This window comes from Bacteroides sp., from assembly GCF_029057325.1.
Classification (GTDB): Bacteria; Bacteroidota; Bacteroidia; order Bacteroidales; family Bacteroidaceae; genus Bacteroides.
The window spans coordinates 1-22,860 of record NZ_JAICZW010000158.1; the positions used below are offsets into that span (position 1 = coordinate 1).

General features: G+C 50.2%; 19 protein-coding genes and 1 tRNA gene. 19 read left to right on the forward strand and 1 reads right to left on the reverse strand.

All coding sequences use genetic code 11. The annotated features are described in order from the left end of the window. Window positions 1-284 precede the first annotated feature (284 nt). The 17 genes from K2G43_RS10205 (at window position 285) to nrdG (ending at window position 21,103) form a co-directional block, all read left to right on the forward strand. Complete coding sequence (locus K2G43_RS10205) at window positions 285-788, forward strand: RNA polymerase sigma factor (protein ID WP_297643162.1); 504 nt, start codon at window positions 285-287, stop codon at window positions 786-788. A 545-nt stretch (window positions 789-1,333) separates the two neighbouring features. Beyond that, window positions 1,334-1,801 carry a division/cell wall cluster transcriptional repressor MraZ gene (mraZ, locus tag K2G43_RS10210; protein WP_297643160.1) on the forward strand — a complete coding sequence of 156 codons (468 nt, stop codon included), beginning with the start codon at window positions 1,334-1,336 and terminating at the stop codon, window positions 1,799-1,801. A gap of 10 nt (window positions 1,802-1,811) precedes the next feature. Then, on the forward strand, window positions 1,812-2,738 hold the full coding sequence (gene rsmH / locus K2G43_RS10215) for a 16S rRNA (cytosine(1402)-N(4))-methyltransferase RsmH (protein WP_300154870.1): 927 nt from the start codon (window positions 1,812-1,814) through the stop codon (window positions 2,736-2,738). Between the two features lie 21 nt (window positions 2,739-2,759). Continuing rightward, a complete protein-coding gene (locus tag K2G43_RS10220) occupies window positions 2,760-3,098 on the forward strand; it encodes an FtsL-like putative cell division protein (protein ID WP_297643158.1) in 339 nt (112 codons plus the stop codon). A gap of 82 nt (window positions 3,099-3,180) precedes the next feature. Next, the gene (locus tag K2G43_RS10225) at window positions 3,181-5,319 is read left to right on the forward strand and encodes a penicillin-binding protein (protein WP_297643155.1); all 2,139 of its coding nucleotides are present in this window, start codon (window positions 3,181-3,183) and stop codon (window positions 5,317-5,319) included. 53 nt (window positions 5,320-5,372) lie between these two features. After that, window positions 5,373-6,821 carry a UDP-N-acetylmuramoyl-L-alanyl-D-glutamate--2,6-diaminopimelate ligase gene (locus K2G43_RS10230; protein ID WP_297643151.1) on the forward strand — a complete coding sequence of 483 codons (1,449 nt, stop codon included), beginning with the start codon at window positions 5,373-5,375 and terminating at the stop codon, window positions 6,819-6,821. A gap of 49 nt (window positions 6,822-6,870) precedes the next feature. Then, window positions 6,871-8,139: a phospho-N-acetylmuramoyl-pentapeptide-transferase gene (gene mraY, locus K2G43_RS10235; protein ID WP_300154841.1), complete on the forward strand. Its 1,269-nt coding sequence runs from the start codon at window positions 6,871-6,873 to the stop codon at window positions 8,137-8,139. 91 nt (window positions 8,140-8,230) lie between these two features. After that, window positions 8,231-9,565, forward strand: coding sequence for a UDP-N-acetylmuramoyl-L-alanine--D-glutamate ligase (gene murD, locus K2G43_RS10240; RefSeq protein ID WP_300154844.1), 1,335 nt, complete (start codon window positions 8,231-8,233; stop codon window positions 9,563-9,565). Between the two features lie 102 nt (window positions 9,566-9,667). Beyond that, on the forward strand, window positions 9,668-10,984 hold the full coding sequence (locus K2G43_RS10245) for an FtsW/RodA/SpoVE family cell cycle protein (protein WP_297644166.1): 1,317 nt from the start codon (window positions 9,668-9,670) through the stop codon (window positions 10,982-10,984). 90 nt (window positions 10,985-11,074) lie between these two features. After that, a complete protein-coding gene (gene murG / locus K2G43_RS10250) occupies window positions 11,075-12,292 on the forward strand; it encodes an undecaprenyldiphospho-muramoylpentapeptide beta-N-acetylglucosaminyltransferase (protein ID WP_300154848.1) in 1,218 nt (405 codons plus the stop codon). Window positions 12,293-12,301: 9 nt separating this feature from the next. Next, window positions 12,302-13,690, forward strand: a complete 1,389-nt coding sequence (gene murC, locus K2G43_RS10255) for a UDP-N-acetylmuramate--L-alanine ligase (RefSeq protein ID WP_300154851.1) — start codon at window positions 12,302-12,304, stop codon at window positions 13,688-13,690. Next, window positions 13,683-14,420, forward strand: coding sequence for a cell division protein FtsQ (locus tag K2G43_RS10260; RefSeq protein ID WP_297644163.1), 738 nt, complete (start codon window positions 13,683-13,685; stop codon window positions 14,418-14,420). Before murC ends, K2G43_RS10260 begins: the two co-directional genes overlap by 8 nt. 111 nt (window positions 14,421-14,531) lie before the next feature. Next, window positions 14,532-16,013 (forward strand): cell division protein FtsA, encoded by a 1,482-nt coding sequence (ftsA, locus tag K2G43_RS10265; RefSeq protein WP_300154855.1) that lies wholly within the window; start codon window positions 14,532-14,534, stop codon window positions 16,011-16,013. Window positions 16,014-16,042: 29 nt separating this feature from the next. Continuing rightward, the gene (gene ftsZ, locus K2G43_RS10270; protein ID WP_297644161.1) at window positions 16,043-17,356 is read left to right on the forward strand and encodes a cell division protein FtsZ; all 1,314 of its coding nucleotides are present in this window, start codon (window positions 16,043-16,045) and stop codon (window positions 17,354-17,356) included. Between the two features lie 43 nt (window positions 17,357-17,399). Continuing rightward, on the forward strand, window positions 17,400-17,849 hold the full coding sequence (locus K2G43_RS10275; RefSeq protein ID WP_297644160.1) for a GatB/YqeY domain-containing protein: 450 nt from the start codon (window positions 17,400-17,402) through the stop codon (window positions 17,847-17,849). Between the two features lie 506 nt (window positions 17,850-18,355). Then, window positions 18,356-20,563 (forward strand): anaerobic ribonucleoside triphosphate reductase, encoded by a 2,208-nt coding sequence (locus tag K2G43_RS10280; RefSeq protein ID WP_300154859.1) that lies wholly within the window; start codon window positions 18,356-18,358, stop codon window positions 20,561-20,563. Window positions 20,564-20,602: 39 nt separating this feature from the next. Continuing rightward, window positions 20,603-21,103, forward strand: a complete 501-nt coding sequence (nrdG, locus tag K2G43_RS10285; RefSeq protein ID WP_297645343.1) for an anaerobic ribonucleoside-triphosphate reductase activating protein — start codon at window positions 20,603-20,605, stop codon at window positions 21,101-21,103. Window positions 21,104-21,186: 83 nt separating this feature from the next. Here nrdG and recO read toward each other — a convergent pair whose 3' ends face one another. After that, window positions 21,187-21,915: a DNA repair protein RecO gene (gene recO / locus K2G43_RS10290; RefSeq protein ID WP_300154862.1), complete on the reverse strand. Its 729-nt coding sequence runs from the start codon at window positions 21,913-21,915 to the stop codon at window positions 21,187-21,189. A gap of 337 nt (window positions 21,916-22,252) precedes the next feature. Here recO and K2G43_RS10295 point away from each other — a divergent pair. Both K2G43_RS10295 and rpsT read left to right on the forward strand, forming a co-directional pair. Further along, window positions 22,253-22,324, forward strand: a tRNA-Glu gene (locus tag K2G43_RS10295). 41 nt (window positions 22,325-22,365) lie between these two features. Continuing rightward, window positions 22,366-22,620 carry a 30S ribosomal protein S20 gene (rpsT, locus tag K2G43_RS10300; protein ID WP_300154865.1) on the forward strand — a complete coding sequence of 85 codons (255 nt, stop codon included), beginning with the start codon at window positions 22,366-22,368 and terminating at the stop codon, window positions 22,618-22,620. Window positions 22,621-22,860 lie beyond the last annotated feature (240 nt).

Consider the following 22,860-nt stretch of genomic DNA (forward strand, 5'->3'; position numbering starts at 1 on the left):
TTTTACTGAAATGAATTCGCAAATTTAACTCATCTTTTTAATTAATCGCAAGATAATGATAGAAAACTACACCTGAAACCTGTCAAACAGCACCCAAAACCTGCCAAAAGACACCCAAAAACTATCAATTGCCTGTTTATCCCCCAAAGAGTGTTTGAAATCCGCCCGTCGGTGACGCAGAACTTCCGTAAACTTGCAACACCAAACGATGGTAGAAGTCCCGGCAACGCGAACCTGCCAATCGATAAGGAAACAACATTTAAAACATTTAAAAACTTACCGATATGAACAATGCTACATTTACAAGAGACCTGCTTGACGTACAAAACGATTTATTACGTTTTGCCTACAATTTGACCGCCAACCGTGAAGATGCCAATGACCTGCTTCAAGAGACCTCTCTCAAGGCATTGGATAATGAAGACAAATATACCCCCGACACCAACTTCAAAGGATGGGTATATACTATTATGCGCAACATCTTCATCAACAACTATCGAAAAGTGGTGCGCGACCAGACGTTTGTCGATACCACCGACAACCTCTACCACCTGAGCCAATCGCAAGACAGCGGTTTCGAGAGCACCGAAAGTGCTTACGACCTGAAAGAGATGCGCCGCATCGTCAACGCACTGCCCACCGAATACCGCGTACCGTTCTCCATGCACGTATCAGGCTTCAAGTACCGCGAGATTGCAGAAAAGCTGGATTTGCCGTTGGGCACCGTCAAAAGCCGCATCTTCTTCACCCGGAAAAAATTGCAAGAAGAACTGAAAGACTTCAGATAAATATATGTCCGGATGGCAAATTATAAACTCATTCTTGCCTGTTGAGAGGAATCGGCCCGAACACGGAGCGATGTTTACGAATAAAATAACTCCCCCGCCCTCAAAATCAACTTCCGAATCCTTGAAAAGTAACTTCCGAACCGCCCACAAATAAGTGAGCCGTCTATAAGCAGCCCATGAGCTTTCTATATACAGCCCATGGGCTGTTTGCAAGCAGCCTATTGGCTGTCTGTAAACAGCCTACTTGTTTTCAAGCGGTTCGGAAGTTACTTTTCAAGGATTCGGAAGTTGTTTTCAGGAAGTATGAGAATGGTTCTCCACAACAGGAAGCACGAAGTCTCGGGAGGCGAGATACAAAGGATCCCGACATCGGCCATACCTCTTGAATTCCCCACCTGCAAAGCGTTTCAGAAGCCGCTTCATTATCAAACGAATAAGCTATCAACAAGGTGTTGAAAACTTCTTATAAAGATTTTGGTTAAAAGATTGTGGGGAATTGTGGGGAAATGTGTAATTTTACGGTCGCTTATATAATAAGGTAAAAAGTGATACAGTTTTTGGGTAATATCGAAGCTAAGACGGATGCCAAAGGAAGGGTGTTCATCCCGGCTACTTTTCGGAAACAGCTGCAGGCTGCGGCCGAAGAGAGACTCGTGTTGCGCAAAGATGTATATCAAGAGTGCCTGGTGCTCTATCCGGAAAGCGTATGGGTTGCGACGCAAAACCAACTCCGCCAACGGCTGAACAAATGGAACGCCAGGCAACAAATGATTTTCCGCCAGTTTGTAAGCGATGCAGAGGTGGTGGTTCCCGACGGGAACGGCCGCATCCTATTACCGAAACGCTACTTGCAGATGGCAGGCATACAAAACGATGTCCGCTTCATTGGGATGGACAACACCATCGAGATCTGGGCCAAAGAGCGCGCCGACCAGCCCTTCATGGATGCCGAAGCGTTCAGCGAAGCCCTTGGAGAGCTGTTGGGAGATGACAACCTATTTTGTGAAGCATAAACGAAGCATGATGAAAGAAGAGACAACATATCACATTCCCGTATTGCTGATGCCGAGTGTAGATGCCATGAACATCCGCCCAAACGGCACGTATGTGGACATGACCTTCGGCGGAGGAGGACACTCACGTGAGATTCTCTCCCGCCTGGAAGACGGCGGACAACTGCTGGGTTTCGACCAGGATGAGGACGCGGAGCGCAACGTCATGGACGACCCGCACTTCACGTTCGTGCGCAGCAACTTCCGCTACCTGCACAACTTCCTGCGCTATCATGGCATAGGACAGGTGGATGCCATCCTTGCCGACCTCGGCGTATCGTCCCATCACTTCGACGACAGCGAGCGCGGATTCTCGTTTCGCTTCGACGGCGCATTGGACATGCGCATGAACAAACGTGCGGGAATGACCGCCGCCGACATCGTAAACACCTACAGCGAGGAACGGCTTGCCGACATCTTCTACCTCTACGGCGAGCTGAAGAACAGCCGGAAACTGGCATCCGTCATCGTGAAGGCACGTTCGGCACAGAAGATTACGACCATCGGCGAATTTCTGAACACCGTCAAACCGCTCTTCGGACGTGAACGCGAGAAGAAGGAACTGGCAAAAGTGTTTCAGGCACTGCGCATCGAGGTCAACCAGGAGATGGAAGCACTGAAAGAGATGCTCTATGCCGCCACCGAAGCGTTAAAGCCGGGAGGACGGCTGGTGGTGATTACCTACCATTCGCTGGAAGACCGCATGGTAAAAAATATCATGAAAACGGGCAATGTGGAGGGCAAAGCGGAAAAAGATTTCTTCGGAAACGTGCAGACACCGTTCAGACTGGTCAACAACAAGGTGATTGTTCCCGACGAAGAGGAGATTGCACGCAACCCACGTTCGCGAAGCGCCAAACTGCGCATCGCAGAGAAGGTGGCACAAGATGACAACTAAAAAGAATGACAGAAGGAGAATATGGAAGAGAAAAAAAAGGAAAAGAAAAATAAACCCACCTCGCTGAAGAGCATTCTTGGCGGAGACATTCTGGCTACGGACTTCTTCCGTCGTCAGGCAGGATTACTGTTTCTCATCATTTTGCTTATCATTATCTATATCAACAACCGATATGAATGCCAAATGCAACTGATAGAGATAGACAATTTGAAGAAGGAACTGATAGACATCAAATATGACGCACTGACGCGCAGCTCGGAACTGATGGAACGCAGCCGCCAATCGCGCATCGAGGAGTACATCTCCACCAAAGAGAGCGACTTACAGACGTCCACCAATCCGCCGTACCTGATTAAGTGACAAGCAACGTGAGAAAAGAGTTTTAGAAAAAATCATAAATATCAAATTACAAACAACATTGGCTGTAAACAGAAAAAACATAATGACCCGTTACTTCTTCGTCGTCCTTCTCTTAGGACTGGTGGGGATAGCCATTGTCGTGAAAGGCGCACTAATCATGTTTGCCGAACGAAAATACTGGAACGACGTGGCCGACCGTTTCGTGAAGGAAAATGTAGCGGTAAAGCCCAACAGGGGAAACATTCTCTCCTCGGACGGGAAACTGATGGCAAGCTCACTGCCCGAATACAAAATCTTCATGGACTTCATGTCCGGCGAACGGGACGAGAAACGACGCAAGAAGGACCAGCAGCGCAAGGACTCTATCTGGAAGGCCAACTTCGATTCCATCTGCATCGGGTTGCACCAGATTTTCCCGGACGTCAGCGTGGCGACCTTCAAAAGCCACCTACGCAAGGGACGGGAGATGAAGAGCCGGAACTACCACATCCTGCCCAACCGCAACAGACGCATCTCTTACATCCAATATAAAGAGGCGAAACGGTTGCCGGTGTTCAAAATGAACAAATACAAAGGCGGGTTCCACGAACAGATATACAACCAGCGCAAGAAGCCGTTCGGCTCTCTGGCCTCCCAAACCCTGGGCCGCCTCTACGCCGACACCGCCAAAGGTGCCCGCAACGGCATCGAGCTTGCCTTCGACACGCTGCTGAAAGGACGCGACGGAATCACCCACCGCCAAAAAGTGATGAACAAATACCTGAACATCGTCGATATCCCGCCGGTGGACGGCTGCGACATCATCTCCACCATCGACGTGGGCATGCAGGACATCTGCGAGAAAGCACTGGTGGACAAATTGAAGGAAATCAACGGCAACGTGGGAGTGGCGGTACTGATGGAAGTGGCTACCGGCGAGGTGAAGGCCATCGTCAACATGATGAAGGCAAATGACGGCAACTACTACGAAATGAACAGCAACGCCATCAGCGATATGCTGGAACCGGGCTCCACCTTCAAGACCGCCTCCATCATGGTGGCATTGGAAGACGGCAAGATAACTCCCGACACCGAAGTGGACACCGGCAACGGCATCATGAACATGCACGGCAGCAAGATGAGGGACCACAACTGGCACCGCGGCGGCTATGGCAAAATCGACGTGACCCGCATCCTGGAAGTGTCGTCTAACATTGGTGTCTCCTACCTCATTGACAAATACTACAAGGACAATCCGCAGAAATTTGTGGACGGACTGAAACGGATGAGCATCGACCAGCCGCTCCATTTGCAAATCGGCGGCGAAGGAAAACCGAATATCAAGGGGCCCAAGGAGCGCTACTTTGCCAAGACCACCTTGCCATGGATGAGCATCGGCTACGAGACACAAGTGCCGCCCCTCAACATACTGACGTTCTACAACGCCATTGCTAACGACGGCGTCATGGTCCGTCCCAAGTTTGTGAAAGCGGCGGTGAAAGACGGCGAAATTGTGAAAGAGTTTCCCACGGAAGTCATCAATCCCAAGATATGCTCCGACCGCACGCTGACGCAAATCCGGGATATCCTGCAGAAAGTAGTGTCGCAAGGATTGGCAAAACCGGCGGGCAGCAAGCAATTCTCCGTATCGGGCAAGACAGGCACGGCACAAATCTCACAAGGAGCGGCCGGATATAAATCCGGCCGGACGAACTACCTTGTCAGCTTCTGCGGCTACTTCCCATCGGAAGCACCGAAATACAGTTGCATCGTCTCCATCCAGAAACCGGGACTTCCCGCTTCGGGAGGTCTGATGGCGGGCAGCGTCTTCGGAAAGATTGCAGAACGGGTATATGCCAAAAATTTGCGTTTCGACATACGCAGTGCTATAGACAGCACCACCAACGTCATCCCGCCCGTCAAGGCAGGAGAAATGAACGAAGCGTTGCTCGTGCTGAACGAACTGGAAGTTCCGGTACAGGAACAGTTCTCCGGACAGAAAAAGAAAGAGCGGTGGGGGCACAGCCAAGCCGCCCCGACGGCCGTCATTCTGAAAGACAAGGAATTATCGACAAATGTCGTGCCCAGTGTCATCGGCATGGGAGCGAAGGATGCCGTATATCTGCTGGAAAGCAAAGGACTGAAGGTGAAGCTGCAGGGCGTAGGGCGGGTGAAAAGCCAGTCCATAGCCACCGACAGCCGAATCGTGAAAGGACAAACCATCCTCTTGACACTGCGTTGACGCAAAAAGATGATAAAGGAATCGAATAAGAAGAAAACAAAAAGAAAGAACTTATGAAATTAAGTGATTTGTTGAAAACAATACAGCCGGTCCAGATAACCGGAAATACGGACATAGACATCACAGGAGTGAACATCGACTCCCGCCTGATAGAAAACGGGCACCTGTTTATGGCTATGCGAGGCACGCAAACCGACGGGCACGCCTATATTCCGGCAGCCATCACCAAAGGGGCGGTGGCGGTGCTGTGCGAAGAGATGCCGGAAGAAGTGAAGACCAATATTACCTATATAATAGTAAAGGACAGCGAAGATGCCGTAGGAAAAGTGGCGACCACCTTCTACGGCGATCCTACTTCCAAGATGGAGCTTGTGGGCGTGACCGGCACCAACGGGAAAACGACCACCGCTACCTTATTATATAATGTATTCCGCCGCTTCGGTTACAAGGTAGGGCTCATCTCCACCGTATGCAACTACATCGACGACCTCCCCGTGCCGACCGAACACACCACTCCGGACCCGATTACCCTGAACCGCCTGCTTGGCGAAATGGCAGACTCCGGATGCAAGTACGCCTTTATGGAGGTCAGCTCCCACTCCATCGCACAGAAGCGCATCAGCGGCCTGAAGTTTGCCGGCGGCATCTTCACCAACCTGACCCGCGACCATCTGGACTATCACAAAACGGTGGAGAACTACCTCAAAGCCAAAAAGAAATTCTTCGACGACATGCCGAAAGAGGCTTTCAGTCTGACCAACTTGGATGATAAAAACGGACTCGTAATGACCCAAAACACCCGTTCAAAGGTATATACCTACTCCTTGCGCAGCCTCAGCGATTTTAAGGGAAAAGTATTGGAGTCGCATTTTGAAGGCATGTTGCTCGACTTCAACAAGCACGAACTGGCCGTGAACTTCATCGGGAAATTCAACGCCTACAACCTGCTGGCGGTATTCGGCGCAGCCGTACTGCTTGGCAAGAAGGAAGAAGACGTGCTGGTAGCCCTCAGTACCCTACATCCGGTAGCCGGACGTTTCGATGCTATCCGTTCGCCCAAAGGTTTTACCGCCATCGTGGACTACGCCCACACGCCGGATGCCTTGGTCAACGTGCTGAACGCCATCCACGGGGTGCTGGAAGGGAAAGGGAAGGTCATCACCGTGGTAGGTGCAGGCGGCAACCGCGACAAGGGCAAACGCCCCATCATGGCCAAAGAATCGGCCCGCCTCAGCGACCGCGTCATCATCACCTCCGACAATCCGCGCTTCGAAGAGCCGCAAGACATCATCAACGATATGCTGGCGGGTCTGGACAAGGACGACATGCAGAAAACCATCAGCATCACCGACCGCCGCGAAGCCATCAAGACCGCCTGTATGCTGGCACAGCCGGGCGACGTAGTTCTTGTGGCAGGCAAAGGACATGAGAACTATCAGGAGATAAAAGGAGTGAAACATCACTTCGATGATAAAGAGATTTTAAATGAGATGATGAGGTAATGTGCATATTATCTCATTGACACATTAACCATATTAGCACATTAAAAATATGTTATACTATCTATTTCAATGGTTGGACCAATATGATTTTCCCGGTGCGGGCATGTTCAGCTATACATCGTTCCGGTCGCTGATGGCAATCATTCTGGCACTGCTCATTTCAAGCATTTGGGGGGACAAATTCATCGACCTGCTGAAACGGAAGCAAATTACCGAGACCCAACGCGATGCCAGCATCGATCCGTTCGGGGTAAACAAGGTGGGTGTTCCCAGTATGGGGGGTGTCATCATTATCTTTGCCATCCTCATTCCTTGCCTGTTGCTGGGCAGACTGACGAATATCTATATGATATTGATGCTTGTCACTACCGTATGGTTAGGCTCCCTTGGATTCGCCGATGACTACATCAAGATATTCAAGAAGGATAAGGAAGGCTTACACGGCAAGTTCAAGATCATCGGGCAAGTAGGTTTGGGACTCATTGTAGGTCTGACACTCTACTTCAGCCCGCAAGTGGTAATCCGCGAAAACATAGAGACACGGAAAACGAACGGGCAGATAGAGGTGGTACACGCCGCTAAAGAAATCAAAGCTACCCAGACCACCATCCCGTTCTTCAAAAGCAACAACCTGGATTATGCCGATTTTGTCGGCTTTATGGGCAAACACGCCCAATCGGTCGGCTGGATATTGTTTGTCATTGTCACCATATTCGTGGTGACAGCTGTTTCAAACGGCGCCAACCTGAACGACGGCATGGACGGTATGGCGGCCGGTAACTCCGCCATCATCGGATTGACGCTGGGAATACTGGCTTACGTCTCCAGCCACATCGAGTATGCCGGCTATCTGAACATCATGTATATTCCCGGTTCCGAAGAGTTGGTTGTATTCATCTGTGCCTTCATCGGCGCACTGATAGGCTTTCTGTGGTACAACGCCTATCCCGCCCAGGTCTTCATGGGCGACACGGGCAGCCTGACCATCGGAGGAATCATCGCTGTATATGCCATCATCATCCACAAGGAGCTGCTGATACCCATTCTTTGCGGTGTCTTCCTAGTAGAGAATCTGTCGGTCATTCTGCAACGTTACTACTACAAGGCAGGCAAACGGAAAGGTGTGAAGCAACGCCTTTTTAAGCGGGCACCGATACACGACCACTTCCGCACCGGAATGAGCCTGGTGGAACCGGGCTGCAAAGTGGTATTTACCAAACCGGACAAACTATTCCACGAATCTAAAATCACCATCCGCTTCTGGATTGTGACGATTGTACTGGCAGCAATAACGATTATAACATTGAAAATAAGATGAGAAGATTTCAGATTTATATCGTGAAAACATAAAACGGTAATTCATCAATCTGAAATCATCAATCTAAAATGATAAATCCGAAATAAAGAAAATGAATAGAATTGTTGTATTAGGAGCAGGCGAAAGCGGAGCGGGAGCTGCCGTATTAGCCAAAGTGAAAGGTTTCGACACGTTCGTTTCCGACATGTCCGCCATTAAAAACAAATACAAGGAACTGCTAAACAAGTATGGCATCGCTTGGGAAGAGGGGTGCCACACGGAAGAACTGATACTGAATGCCGATGAAGTGGTAAAAAGCCCCGGCATACCCAACGATGCGCCGCTCATCCTGAAACTGAAGGAACAGGGCACGCCCGTCATCTCTGAGATAGAGTTCGCGGGACGCTACACGAATGCCAAGATGATATGTATCACCGGATCGAACGGTAAGACCACAACCACCTCGCTCATCTACCACATTTTCAAGAGTGCCGGACTGAACGTAGGCCTTGCCGGAAATATAGGCAACAGCCTTGCCTTACAGGTGGCTACGGAGCAGCACGACTACTACGTGATAGAGCTTAGCTCGTTCCAACTGGACAACATGTACAGATTCCGTGCCAACATTGCCGTACTGATGAACATCACACCCGACCATCTGGACCGCTACGACCACTGCATGCAGAACTACGTTGATGCCAAATTCCGCATCACACAGAACCAGACACCGGAAGATGCCTTCATCTTCTGGAACGACGACCCCATCATCAAGCGCGAACTTGCCAAGCATGGCCTGAAAGCGCAGCTCTATCCGTTTTCTGCCGTCAAGAAAGACGGTGTCATCGCCTACGTGGAAGACGGAGAAATAGAAATCAATGCCCCCGTTGCCTTCAACATGGAACAAGAGGAGCTGGCATTGCGCGGCACACACAACCTGTATAACTCTCTGGCTGCCGGTATATCCGCCAACCTTGCCGGCATCCAAAAAGAACACATCCGCAAGGCACTGTCAGATTTCAAAGGCGTAGAACATCGGCTGGAAAAAGTGGCTACTGTACGCGGCATACACTTCATCAACGATTCCAAAGCGACAAACGTGAATTCCTGCTGGTATGCCCTGCAAAGCATGACCACCAAGACCATACTCATTTTAGGAGGAAAGGACAAAGGAAACGACTATACGGAGATTGAAGACCTGGTACGTGAGAAGTGTTCCGCCCTTGTCTATTTAGGATTGCACAATGAGAAGTTGCACGACTTCTTCGACCGCCTCGGATTGCCCGTCGCCGATGTGCAGACCGGCATGCAGGATGCTGTGGAAGCCGCCTACAAACTGGCAAAGAAGGGCGAGACCGTATTGCTCAGTCCTTGTTGCGCCAGCTTCGATCTCTTCAAAAGCTACGAAGACCGGGGAGACCAATTTAAAGCTTGCGTCAGGGCACTCTAACTTTTAGGTAACAAGTTTACAAGTCAACAAGGCTACAAGGCTGATTCCCTTGTCAACTCGTCAACTAACAACTTAAATTATTAATTCTTAATTTGCGAAGCATTGGATTTATTAAAAAGCATATTCAAAGGCGATAAAGTGATTTGGATTATCTTCCTTTTCCTTTGTCTCATCTCCATCATAGAGGTGTTCAGCGCGGCCAGTACACTGACCTACAAAAGCGGAGATCAGTGGGGACCTATCACGCAACACAGCATCCTGCTGATGGTAGGGGCGGTTATCGTGGTATTGGTGCATAACATACCCTACAAGTGGTTCCAGATGTTCCCGGTATTCCTGCTGCCGATCTCCATCTTTTTGTTGTTCTTCGTCATGCTGATGGGGTTCATCACCGGCGACCGCGTGAATGGCGCTTCTCGCTGGATGACGTTCATGGGTATCCAGTTCCAACCTTCTGAAATAGCCAAAATGGCTGTTGTGATTGTCACCGCTTACCTGTTGTCAAGGGGACAGAACGAGGACGGAGCCAGTCCGAAAGCTTTCAAACGCATCATGATCATCACCTGCATCGTCTGCGGGCTTATCCTACCGGAGAACTACTCAACAGGAATGCTGCTTTTCGGAACGGTTTATCTGATGATGTTCATCGGACGGGTATCCGCCAAGAAACTGCTAATATTAGGAGGGGGCATTGCTGCTTTTATAGTGATATTCGTCACATTCCTGCTTGCCACGCCGGACAAGACACTCGAAAAGATACCGATGGGACACCGCTTCACTACCGTGAAGTCACGCATCGCCAACTTCACCAACAAGGACAAAGTACCCGCCGCCAAGTTTGACATCGACGGAGACGCCCAAGTAGCTCACGCCCGCATCGCCGTCGCCACCAGCAACGTCGTAGGCAAAGGACCGGGCAACTCCATACAGCGCGACTTCTTGAGCCAAGCTTTTTCCGATTTCATCTATGCCATCATCATCGAAGAATTGGGACTGATAGGCGGCGCTTTTATCGTGTTCCTCTACATCTGCCTGCTGGTTCGTGCAGGACGTATCGCCAAGAAATGCGACCGGACCTTCCCCGCTTTCCTCGTCACCGGCATAGCGCTGTTGCTCGTCACGCAAGCGATGTTCAATATGATGGTTGCCGTAGGATTAGCTCCTGTCACAGGACAGCCGCTACCGCTTATCAGCAAGGGCGGAACCTCCACATTCATCAACTGCGCCTATATCGGCATGATACTAAGTGTAAGCCGCTATACCGCCAAACTGCAAGAACAGGAGATGCAAGATGCACAAATACCGGCACAGATTGCATCCAACAATAGTGAAGAGGTGACACTCCCCATTGATAGCGATGCGCAAGTAGCTGCCGACCCGACATCCAAGATGCTGAACAGCGATACCGAATTTGAATAGGGAAGCCGCTCCCCCGGCCCCTCCCCTATAGAGAGGAAAGAAAGGGATGAGGGGGAATTTATAAAACAAGAATGAAGAAACAAAAAGGATATGAAAAAGGATCTAAACAACCATACAAGCAAAAGTAACTCTACCCCCCTCCCTACGGGGAAGGGGCAGGGGGAGAGGCTGACAGGACTTCGCATCATCATCAGCGGAGGAGGAACCGGAGGCCACATTTTCCCGGCTGTCTCCATCGCCAACGCCATCAAAGAGTTACGCCCCGATGCGGAAATTCTGTTCGTGGGTGCCGAAGGAAGAATGGAAATGCAGCGTGTGCCCGATGCCGGTTATAAGATTATCGGACTGCCCGTTGCCGGATTCGACCGCAAACGGTTGTGGAAGAACTTTGCCGTACTGGTGAAACTGATGCGCAGTCAATGGAAAGCACGCAGCATCATCAAGAAGTTCCGCCCGCAAGTAGCAGTAGGCGTAGGCGGCTATGCCAGCGGCCCCACCCTGAAGACTGCCGGAATGATGGGAATTCCCACACTGATACAGGAACAGAACTCCTACGCCGGTGTCACCAACAAGCTGCTTGCCAAGAAAGCCCGTAAAATTTGTGTGGCATACGACGGCATGGAGAAATTCTTCCCTGCAGAAAAAATCATCATGACAGGCAATCCGGTACGCCAAAACCTGCTCAATCACTCCATTTCACACGAAGAAGCCGTCCGCTCCTTCGGGCTGAGCCCGGAAAAGAGAACCATCCTCATACTGGGAGGAAGTTTAGGAGCACGCACCATCAACCAGACACTGACAAACGGATTGGAAATCATTCGCACCAATCCCGACATACAGTTCATCTGGCAAACGGGAAAGATATACATCGAACAGGTCAAAGAAGCGATTGCCGCCACTACCGGAGAAACCGTCAACCAACCGAACATCCAGGCCATTCCCAACCTATATGTGACGGACTTCATCAAGGATATGGCAAGTGCATACGCAGCCGCCGATCTTGTGATTTCACGTGCCGGCGCAGGTTCCATCTCGGAATTTTGCCTCTTGCACAAACCGGTAATCCTGGTTCCTTCGCCCAACGTGGCAGAAGATCATCAGACCAAGAACGCATTGGCATTGGTCAACAAAGATGCCGCCATCTACGTGAAGGACGTGGAAGCAAAGGAACAACTGCTGCCGACAGCCTTGGAAACAATTGCCGACACCGGGAAACTGGAAAGTCTGAGCGAGCACATCGCCCGATTGGCATTGCCCGACTCGGCAAGCATTATCGCAAAAGAAGTATTGAAATTAATTGAGAAATAACAATTGACAATGAATATCGAAACCATCAAATCTGTATATTTCGTCGGTGCCGGGGGCATCGGCATGAGCGCCCTGATACGCTATTTCCTGTCGAAAGGGAAAAGCGTGGCCGGCTACGACCGCACACCGAGTGAACTGACCGAACGTCTGATTACGGAAGGTGCGCAAATTCATTACGAGGAAAGCATCGACCTGATTCCCGAAAACTGCCGGGACAAGGCAAGCACACTGGTGGTTTATACCCCCGCCGTTCCGCAAGAACATGCCGAACTGGCTTATTTCCGCGAAAACGGCTTCGAAATAGAGAAACGTTCTCAAGTGCTGGGCATCATCACACGCAGTAGCAAAGGAGTATGCGTAGCGGGTACACATGGCAAAACCACCACCAGCACCATGGCGGCGCACTTGTTACACCAGTCTCATGTAGGATGTACGGCATTCCTTGGGGGAATCTCCAAAAACTATGGGACAAACCTGTTGCTCTCTTCCACCAGCCCCTATACCGTTATCGAGGCTGACGAATTCGACCGTTCTTTCCACTGGCTGTCGCCTTGGGCAAGTGTCATCACCGCCACCGACCCCGACCATCTGGACATCTACGGCACGAAGGAGGCCTATCTGGAGAGCTTCCGCCACTACACCACACTTATCCAACCAGGCGGCGCACTGATTATCCACAAGGGATTGGAGATGAAACCCGATGTGCAACCGGACGTGACCACCTATACCTACTCGCGTGACGAAGGAGATTTCCATGCCGAAAACATCTGCATCGGCAACGGCGAGATATTCATAGACTTCGTCGCCCCCGACACACGCATCAACCATATACAATTAGGTGTACCCGTCGGCATCAACATCGAAAACGGTGTGGCAGCTATGGCGCTTGCCCACCTCAGCGGCGCTACCGACGAGGAGATCAAGCAAGGCATGGCTACGTTCCGTGGTGTGGACCGCCGTTTCGACTTCAAGCTGAAGAACGACCAAGTCGTATTCCTCAGCGACTACGCCCATCATCCGGCAGAAATAGCCCAAAGCGTAAAGTCCATCCGCGAATTGTACCGGGACAAGAAGATAACCGCCATCTTCCAGCCCCACCTCTACACGCGCACCCGTGACTTCTACCAAGACTTTGCCGACAGCCTCTCCCTGCTGGACGAAGTAATCCTGACGGAAATCTATCCGGCACGCGAACAACCGATTCCGGGCGTAACCAGCCAATTGATTTATGACAACCTGCGTCCGAACATTGAAAAATGTATCTGTAAGAAAGAAGATGTCCTGAACCTGCTCTCACAAAAGCACATCGAAGTGCTCATCGTATTGGGAGCCGGCGACTTAGACAACTATGTTCCCGAAATCACCGAACTGCTTAAATCAAGAATGACAAATGATTAAAAGGATCCTGCTTTCCATCGTACTGTTGCTCGTCATCGTTTATCTGGCAATGGCCATCACCGCTTTCAACCGAAAGCCGGTATCCTTGGTGTGTTCCGACGTGGAGTTAGTGATAAAAGATACAATCTATGCTGGCTTCATTACGAAAAAGGAGGTGATCACCATACTGGAGAAGAAAGGCATCAGCCCCATCGGAAAAGAACTGGACAACATACGCACCCGAGCATTGGAGCAAGAACTTGGCAAACATCCCCTCATAGACCAAGTGGAGTGCTACAAGACTCCAAGCGGCAAGATAGGCATCGAGATGACCCAACGCATCCCCATCCTGCGCGTAATGAGTGCCAACGGCGAAAACTACTATCTGGACAACAAAGGAACCGTGATGCCCCCCGATGCCAAATGCATCGCACACCTTGCCATCGTGACCGGAAATGTAGAAAAGTCATTTGCTATGAGGGATTTATATAAGTTTGGTGTATTTTTGCAGAACAATTCCTTCTGGAATGCGCAAATCGAGCAAATCCACGTACTGCGTGGCAAAAACGTAACGCTGGTGCCACGGGTTGGCGACCACCTCATCTATTTAGGCAAGCTGAATGGATTTGAGAATAAGCTGAAACGCGTAAAAGCATTCTACGAGAGAGGCTTGAATCAAGTGGGCTGGAACAAATACTCCTGCATCAACGTTGAATTTGACAACCAGATTATCTGCACGAAGAGGGAGTAGAGGGATTTACTATCTGACAATTGACTGTTTACGATTGAATAGCCGATTGAGTAATCCCCCAAAAAATAATATATAGTAAATTGTAAATCGTAAAATAGTAAATAAACAAATATGGCAACAACAGATTTTATCGCCGCTATCGAGTTAGGCTCTTCCAAAATTTCCGGCATCGCAGGAAAGAAGGAGAATGACGGAGGCATCCGTGTGTTGGCTTACGCGTGCGAAGAGGCAGCCTCATCCATATATAAAGGAGCTGTTTACAACGTTGACAAAGCAGCACAAGCATTGACTTCCATCATCAACAAACTGGAAGAACAACTGAACAACTCCATAGCCAAGGTATATGTAGGCATCAGCGGACAATCGCTGCGCACCGTCAGAAATGCGGTCAGCCGCACATTGGACGAGGAGAGCATCATCTCGCAAGAGCTGATAGACGAAATTTGTGACGAGAACCGCAACAACCCGCTGGTAGATATGTGCATATTGGATGTCGCTCCGCAAGAATACAAGATAGACAATGCACAGCACATCGAACCCATCGGCGTCACCGGCAAGGACATCACCGGACAATTCCTCAACATCGTGGCACGCTCCTCGCTGAAGAAAAATCTGGAATACAGCTTCGAACAAGCCAAAATAGAGATTGCCGACGACCTGCTGGTAGCCCCGCTGGCATTGGCAAAAGCCGTGCTGACCGAAAACGAGATGCGGGCAGGCTGTGCGCTGGTGGACTTCGGAAGCGCCACCACCACCATCTCCATCTACAAGAACAACATCCTGCGCTACCTATGTGTGCTGCCGTTGGGTGGCAACAACATCACCCACGACATCACCTTCCTGCAAATGGAGGAAGAAGATGCCGAAAAACTGAAACTGAAATACGGAGATGCCCTCTACGAAGCGGAAACGAACGACGATGAAGAGGCACCCGCCCAGTGCACGCTGGAAGACGGGCGGACGTTTGAACTGGAACTGCTGAACAACATCATCAGTGCCCGTACCGAAGAGATTCTGGCCAACGTATGGAACCAACTGCAACTCTCCGGCTATGAAGACAAGCTCTATGCAGGCATAGTCTTTACCGGCGGCGGCTCCAACCTGAAAAACTTGGAAAGGGCTTTCCGCAGAATCAGCAAGATGGAGAAGGTAAAAACCGCCAAATCCATACTTCCCACCGTACATCTCTTCAACAACGAACCGCGAAAAGACGGCACGCACAACACCCTGCTCGCCCTGCTCCTGACAGGAAAGGAGAACTGCTGCCTGCAAGAGGTGAAACCGGCACAACCCGTCACTCCGCCGCAACAGCTCAACGTGTTCGGCAACGATGAAATGCCGACACAGCAGGCACGCACCGAAGAAGGAACAAATGCCCAAGGAACAGATAAAAATACCGGAAAGGGAACAGATAAAAGTACTGAAAAGGGAACAAATAAAAGTACTGGAAAAGGGACAGGGAAAAGTACCGGAAAGGGAAAAGCCCCCAACCCCAACACAAAGCCCGGAGGAAAAGGAGGAGTCTTTTCAGGAATCGGAAGAGCTTTTGCAAGATTCGCCGGTGACATATTCGATGATGACGATATAAAGTAACAATGTAAAATCAGAAAAATCTATTGATTATGGACGATATAGTACAATTCGACTTCCCGACCGATTCTCCCAAAATCATCAAAGTAATCGGTGTGGGCGGAGGTGGCGGAAACGCCGTGAACCACATGTATAGAGAAGGTATCAAAGACGTGGCTTTCGTTGTTTGCAACACCGACCGCAAAGCGCTGGAGGAATCCCCCGTCCCCGTAAAACTGCAATTAGGCCACGAAGGACTGGGAGCCGGAAACCGACCCAATAAAGCCAAAGAAGCCACCGAAGAAAGTATCGAAGAGGTACAGAAGATGCTGAACGACGGCACCAAGATGGTATTCATCACAGCCGGAATGGGAGGCGGAACAGGAACCGGAGCCGCACCCACCATTGCCCACATCGCCAAAGATATGGAGATTCTGACAGTGGGCATCGTCACCATTCCTTTCCGATGGGAAGGGGACAAGAAGATAGACCAGGCACTGGACGGTGTAGAGGAAATCAGCAAGCACGTAGATGCCCTGCTGGTCATCAACAACGAGAAATTGGGCGAGATCTACCCCGACCTCTCCGTAAAGACCGCGTTTGCCCGTGCCAACGACACCCTGCTGGTAGCCGCCAAGAGCATCGCCGAAATCATCACCATGCGAGGCATCATCAACCTCGACTTCAACGACGTGAAGACAGTGATGAAGGACGGCGGCGTGGCCATCATGAGCACCGGCTACGGCGAAGGAGAGAACCGCGTCAGCGAAGCCATCAAGAACGCGCAACACTCGCCCCTACTGAACAACAACGACATCTTCAACTCGCGGAAAGTGTTGCTCAACATCTCCTACAGCCCCGACCACGAACTGATGATGAGCGAAATGGACGAGGTGAAAGAGTTCATGAACCGCTTCAACCGCGACTTCGAGACCAAATTCGGTATGGCGGAAGAAGAAGCACTGGGCGAGAAAGTGAAAATCACCCTGCTCGCCACCGGCTTCGGCATCCAGGACATCCACATCAAGGAGATGGACGAGCGCATCGCCAACCAGACCGTCGAAGAACAGCAACGCCTTGCCGAACTGGAGGAACAGGAGGAACAGCGCCGCACCCGCCGCGAAGGATACTACGGCAAAGACCTCAACGCACGCTCGCTGCACACACGCCGCCGCCACATCTACCTCTTCAGCCCCGAAGACATGGACAACGCCGGCATCGTCAGCATGGTGGAAGAGTCGCCCACCTACCTGAGAGACAAGAGTACGCTGAACAACATCAAGTTCAAGGCAGAACAGGAAAGGCAACTTGCCACCGAAGCGGCGCAAGAGACAGAGAACAGCACAATGGGCATCATCACCTTCTGACCCATAAATCTGAAATCACAAATCTAAAATCATAAATCTGAAAATGGATCTATTTGAGAAAGTCAGCGAAGACATTAAAAACGCGATGAAAGCCAAAGACAAAGTGGCTCTCGAGACTCTGAGAAACGTAAAGAAAGTATTCCTTGAAGCAAAGACCGCTCCCGGATCCAACGACACCCTGAGTGATGCGGACGCTTTGAAGATTATCCAAAAACTGACCAAGCAGGGCAAGGATGCCGCCGAAATCTACGTGCAGCAAGGCCGCCAAGACCTAGCCGATGCCGAACTGGCACAAGTAAAAGTAATGGAAGCCTACCTGCCCAAGCAAATGACTCCCGAAGAACTGGAAGCGGCCCTGAAGGAAATCATCGCCGAAGTGGGCGCCACCAGCGGCAAGGAGATGGGCAAAGTGATGGGTGTAGCCAGCAAAAAGCTCGCCGGACTTGCCGAAGGCCGTGCCATCTCAGCCAAAGTGAAAGAACTGCTGGGATAAAAAAGAAAACGCTTTTCTTGTTATAGAAGCCGTGCTTCAACAGATGTTCCTTCCGGAAAGAAGTTTGTTGAAGCGCGGTTTTTCCGTCTCAGACCGAATACGCTGATTATCAGCCACAAATAGACTAACTGACAGACACTTGTGTCCAACGTGACAAACACTTGTGTCTGTCACGTCAGACACTGGACTTCTGGAAGACAGACACAAGTGTCTGTCAAACCGGGAAATAATGGAGTGGAAATACTCCTCAATTCCGCGATTATAAGAAGGAAATCTCACAACATTATATGCATCTTTCAGCAAGAAAATAAGGCTAAAATATCCAATAACAGAAAACTATTATAATACAAACACAACACAAAGTTTTCCATTTTAAAAAATAAATCATTATACTACAATATATTAGCACTTTTTAAATACAGAAAAGTTTCCCAAAAAGAAAAACCTATCAATAATAATCATACCTTTGTTCCGGAAATCAACCCATAACATAGGAACTTAAAAGCATGATACAGACAGTAGTCAAAAGAGACGGACGAATCGTCGGATTCAACGAAGAGAAAATAGCCACGGCCATCCGCAAGGCTATGCTGCATACAGACAAAGGTGAAGACCTGCAACTGATACGCCGGATTACAGACCACGTCTCTTTCAAAGGAGACGCACAAATGACGGTGGAAGCCATTCAAGATTTGGTGGAACTGGAACTGATGGAGAGCAGCCGCAAGGACGTGGCACAAAAATACATAGCCTACCGCAACCGGCGAAGCATCGCCCGCAAGGCAAAAACACGCGACATATTCCTGGAAATCATCAACATCAAGTCCAATGACATCACGCGCGAAAACGCCAACATGAACACCGACACCCCGGCAGGCATGATGATGAAATTTGCCAGCGAGACCACCAAACCTTTCGTGGACGACTACCTGCTGAGCCAGGAAGCACTGGACGCCGTCAGCCACAACTACCTGCACATCCACGACAAGGATTACTACCCTACCAAAAGCCTGACGTGCGTGCAACATCCATTGAACCACATCCTGGAACGCGGCTTCTCCGCAGGTCATGGCGAATCGCGCCCCGCCAAACGCATCGAGACGGCAAGCATCTTAGGATGCATCTCACTGGAAACAGCCCAAAACGAAATGCACGGCGGACAGGCCATCCCTGCATTCGACTTCTATCTGGCCCCCTACGTGCGCTACAGCTACATCGAAGAGATAAAGAACCTGGAGGAATTGAACGGCAAGGACTATTCCCACCTGTATCAAAAAGAACTGACCGACTACCTGCAACAGCCGCTGGACGGGCTGACGGATGAGAAGCGCATCGTCCAATACGCAGTCAACAAAACCGTGGCACGCGTACACCAAGCAATGGAGGCGTTCATCCACAACATGAACACCATCCACTCGCGCGGCGGAAATCAAGTGGTGTTCAGCTCCATCAACTACGGAACAGACACCTCGGCAGAGGGGCGCTGCGTCATCCGCGAACTGCTGAAAAGCACTTACCAAGGAGTGGGAAACGGTGAGACCGCCATCTTCCCCATCCAGATATGGAAGAAGAAACGAGGCGTGAGCTACCTGCCCGAAGACCGCAATTACGACCTCTACCAACTGGCCTGCAAAGTGACGGCACGCCGGTTCTTCCCCAACTTCCTGAACCTCGACGCCACCTTCAACCAAAACGAGGAGTGGAAAGCCGACGACCCGAAACGCTACGAGCACGAAGTAGCCACCATGGGATGCCGCACCCGCGTATTTGAGAACCGCTTCGGAGCAAAAACCTCCATCGGACGAGGGAACCTCTCCTTCTCCACCATCAACATCGTGCGCCTCGCCATCGAGTGCATGGAGATTGAAGACAAGGAACAACGCATCGCCCGGTTCTTCGCCAAGCTGGATGCCATGCTTGAAACCACCGCACGCCAACTGCACGAACGCCTGGAGTTCCAGAAAACCGCTTTCGCCAAACAATTCCCATTGCTGATGTCCGCCTTGTGGACCGGTTGCGAGAGACTGAAGCCGAACGACACCATCGCCTCCATCATCAACCAAGGAACGCTGGGCATCGGCTTTATCGGACTGGCCGAATGCCTCATGGCACTGGTCGGAAAGCACCACGGAGAATCGGAAGAGGCACAGGCCTTAGGCTTGCGAATCGTGGCCTATATGCGCGACCGCGCCAATCGGTTCTCCGATCAATACCAACACAACTACAGCGTACTTGCCACCCCCGCCGAAGGACTTTCGGGAAAGTTCACACGCATAGACCGCAAGCAGTTCGGCATACTGCCGGGCATCACGGACCGCGACTACTACACCAACTCCAACCACGTGCCCGTATATTATAAATGTAGCGCGCGCCACAAGGCTGAAGTAGAAGCCCCCTACCACGACCTCACCCGTGGCGGACATATCTTCTACGTAGAACTGGACGGAGACGCCACCCACAATCCAGAAGCCATCATGCGGGTAGTGGACATGATGGACAGCTACAACATCGGGTACGGCTCTGTGAACCACAACCGCAACCGCTGCCTGGAGTGTGGCTACGAAAACTCCACCCCGCACCTGGAAGTGTGTCCGAAATGCGGTAGCACCCACATCGACAAGCTGCAACGCATCACCGGCTATCTGGTGGGAACTACCGACCGCTGGAACCACGCGAAGTTGGCGGAACTGAACGACCGTATAACACACGATTAATTTTTTTAATGCTCAACTTTTAATTCTCCATTTAAAAAAGTGCTTTCTATTCTTGACATTTTAGAAGATACCACGGTGGACGGTCCGGGATTCCGGACCGCCATCTACGCCGCCGGATGCCCCAACGGCTGTCCCGGTTGCCACAACCCGGAGTCGTGGGACATCAACCGGGGGCGCTGGATGGATACAGAAGAGATCTTAGAGAAAGTCCTTGCCGACAGCTTTGCAGATGTCACCTTCAGCGGAGGCGACCCGATGTTCCAGCCCGAAGGATTCACCCAACTGGCCCGCGCCATCAAAGAACGAAGCCGGAAGAACATCTGGTGCTACACTGGTTATACCTTTGAGAAACTTCTGAAAAATCCCCGGCAAGCCCAGTTGCTGAAATACATCGATGTATTGGTGGACGGCAAATTCAAGGAAGAGCTGCGGGACGAGGAACTCTACTTCCGTGGCAGTCGCAACCAGCGTCTGATAGACGTACAGGCTTCTCTGAAAAGAAACGAGACTGTGACTTACGACTACCATCCCAAAGCTTGAGCCTCCGCCTTGAAAGCGGAACGCAATACCCACAACGGTCTCACGCCACTCGATGCCGGACGATGCCGAAACTTGCATCACCGCTAATCGAACAACTCCTTCAGCACCTCCAGCGACTTCAACACAGGGAAGTCGGGCAGATGCAAGCGGTAGTAGTCATTGATAAGAGTCAGGCAGCGGGCACGTTCCGCACGGTTCATTGCAAACAGATGCATGGTTTTGTAATTCATCCGCATCAGGTCCGTCAACTTTGCCGCCTCCTCAGGAAGAAGATAATCAGAATGCCGTTGAGGGCGCAAGGAAGTAAAACAAGCGCTCTGCAAATCGAAATAATCGCCCGGATGATAATTCTCCCAATTGGGGTACAATCCCAAAAAACGGGAAAGACGCATCAGAAAGACCAAGTGGAAATTGGCAAACCCCTCCCGGCACTCGTCCAACCAGACGACGGAATGGCGCAGATAGGCAAACAACGGACGGTTCTCCGCCTCCTCACGCAAAGCACGATAAAGAAACTCCGATAGAAACAGGGCTATGGCCGACTTGTAAGGGTCGTATGGAAGCGTGGCGAAAGGATAGAGGGACTTCGCCTCCTTTACCTTATATATAGTAGTGTTGGAACGGAAGTCTGCCTCCAGTTCCACCAGCGCCAACGGCTGGAAAAGCGCCGATTTCACCGCCGCCTTACGCGAACGGGACACCGGCACCATGAACGATGCCCTGCCCGCCACCTCCGTATAGATGTCAACAATGAGAGAAGTATCCTTATATTTCAGGGTGTGCAGCACAATCCCCAACGTTTTCTGTAACATACGTGCATTTTCCGGTCTATGCAAGCCACATAGGCTTAAAGATTTGAACTTGAACGTTGAGACCAATAGCCTCAATCGGGTAACAAAACTACAAAAAAGCCTGAAACGACAGAAGCAAAAGAAGAAAAAATAAAAAGACAGCGAACAAAAGAACAAAAATTAGAAACCCATATACAATTGATTATCAATACATAGAAAAGACTCTTGAAATAAAAAGAAGAAAAACAATAATATTTTTTCTTCAGATTGTTTTGTCAATTCAAAAATAGTTTCTACCTTTGCAACCGCAAACGAAAGGAAAAACGGATGCAAGAGCGGAGACGCTCACTCAAAGGATGGCCCGTTCGTCTATCGGTTAGGACGCAAGATTTTCATTCTTGAAAGGGGGGTTCGATTCCCCCACGGGCTACTAAATAAAAAGATAAACGAATTAAAAAAAGATTAGTCGAGATGGCAAATCATAAATCATCACTGAAAAGAATCAGACAAGAAGAGAAAAGAAGACTTCACAACAGATATTATGGTAAGACCATGAGAAACGCTGTTCGTAAGCTTCGTGCCACTACTGACAAAGCTGAAGCTACAGCTATGTTCCCGGGCATTACTAAATTGCTGGATAAATTGGCTAAAACCAACATCATCCACAAGAACAAAGCTAACAACTTGAAGTCTAAATTGGCACTTCATATCAATAAGTTGGCTTAAGCTATTGATTTTTGAGAGGATAAATATAAAAAGACTAAGCTTTTTAGCTTAGTCTTTTTTTGTCATACATACTATGAAAAGGGGGCAGCGGATAATCCTGAGATCATTTCCTATGGTTTCGGTGCTTATCATGTCATTCAAGACTATCCCCTTCGGGGGGGGGGGGGCAGCGGAAAAGCTCACAAATTACGGTAAGTGGGCGCAACTGGACCATGCGCACGTTTATTTCCTTTATACTGA

Bases quoted from the DNA above. Each gene is read 5' to 3' on its own strand.
- K2G43_RS10205 (WP_297643162.1), top strand. From the start codon at position 285: ATGAACAATGCTACATTTACAAGAGACCTGCTTGACGTACAAAACGAT.
- rsmH (WP_300154870.1), top strand. From the start codon at position 1,812: ATGAAAGAAGAGACAACATATCACATTCCCGTATTGCTGATGCCGAGT.
- K2G43_RS10220 (WP_297643158.1), top strand. From the start codon at position 2,760: ATGGAAGAGAAAAAAAAGGAAAAGAAAAATAAACCCACCTCGCTGAAG.
- K2G43_RS10225 (WP_297643155.1), top strand. From the start codon at position 3,181: ATGACCCGTTACTTCTTCGTCGTCCTTCTCTTAGGACTGGTGGGGATA.
- K2G43_RS10230 (WP_297643151.1), top strand. From the start codon at position 5,373: ATGAAATTAAGTGATTTGTTGAAAACAATACAGCCGGTCCAGATAACC.
- mraY (WP_300154841.1), top strand. From the start codon at position 6,871: ATGTTATACTATCTATTTCAATGGTTGGACCAATATGATTTTCCCGGT.
- murD (WP_300154844.1), top strand. From the start codon at position 8,231: ATGAATAGAATTGTTGTATTAGGAGCAGGCGAAAGCGGAGCGGGAGCT.
- murG (WP_300154848.1), top strand. From the start codon at position 11,075: ATGAAAAAGGATCTAAACAACCATACAAGCAAAAGTAACTCTACCCCC.
- murC (WP_300154851.1), top strand. From the start codon at position 12,302: ATGAATATCGAAACCATCAAATCTGTATATTTCGTCGGTGCCGGGGGC.
- K2G43_RS10260 (WP_297644163.1), top strand. From the start codon at position 13,683: ATGATTAAAAGGATCCTGCTTTCCATCGTACTGTTGCTCGTCATCGTT.
- ftsA (WP_300154855.1), top strand. From the start codon at position 14,532: ATGGCAACAACAGATTTTATCGCCGCTATCGAGTTAGGCTCTTCCAAA.
- ftsZ (WP_297644161.1), top strand. From the start codon at position 16,043: ATGGACGATATAGTACAATTCGACTTCCCGACCGATTCTCCCAAAATC.
- K2G43_RS10275 (WP_297644160.1), top strand. From the start codon at position 17,400: ATGGATCTATTTGAGAAAGTCAGCGAAGACATTAAAAACGCGATGAAA.
- K2G43_RS10280 (WP_300154859.1), top strand. From the start codon at position 18,356: ATGATACAGACAGTAGTCAAAAGAGACGGACGAATCGTCGGATTCAAC.
- recO (WP_300154862.1), bottom strand. From the start codon at position 21,915: ATGTTACAGAAAACGTTGGGGATTGTGCTGCACACCCTGAAATATAAG.
- rpsT (WP_300154865.1), top strand. From the start codon at position 22,366: ATGGCAAATCATAAATCATCACTGAAAAGAATCAGACAAGAAGAGAAA.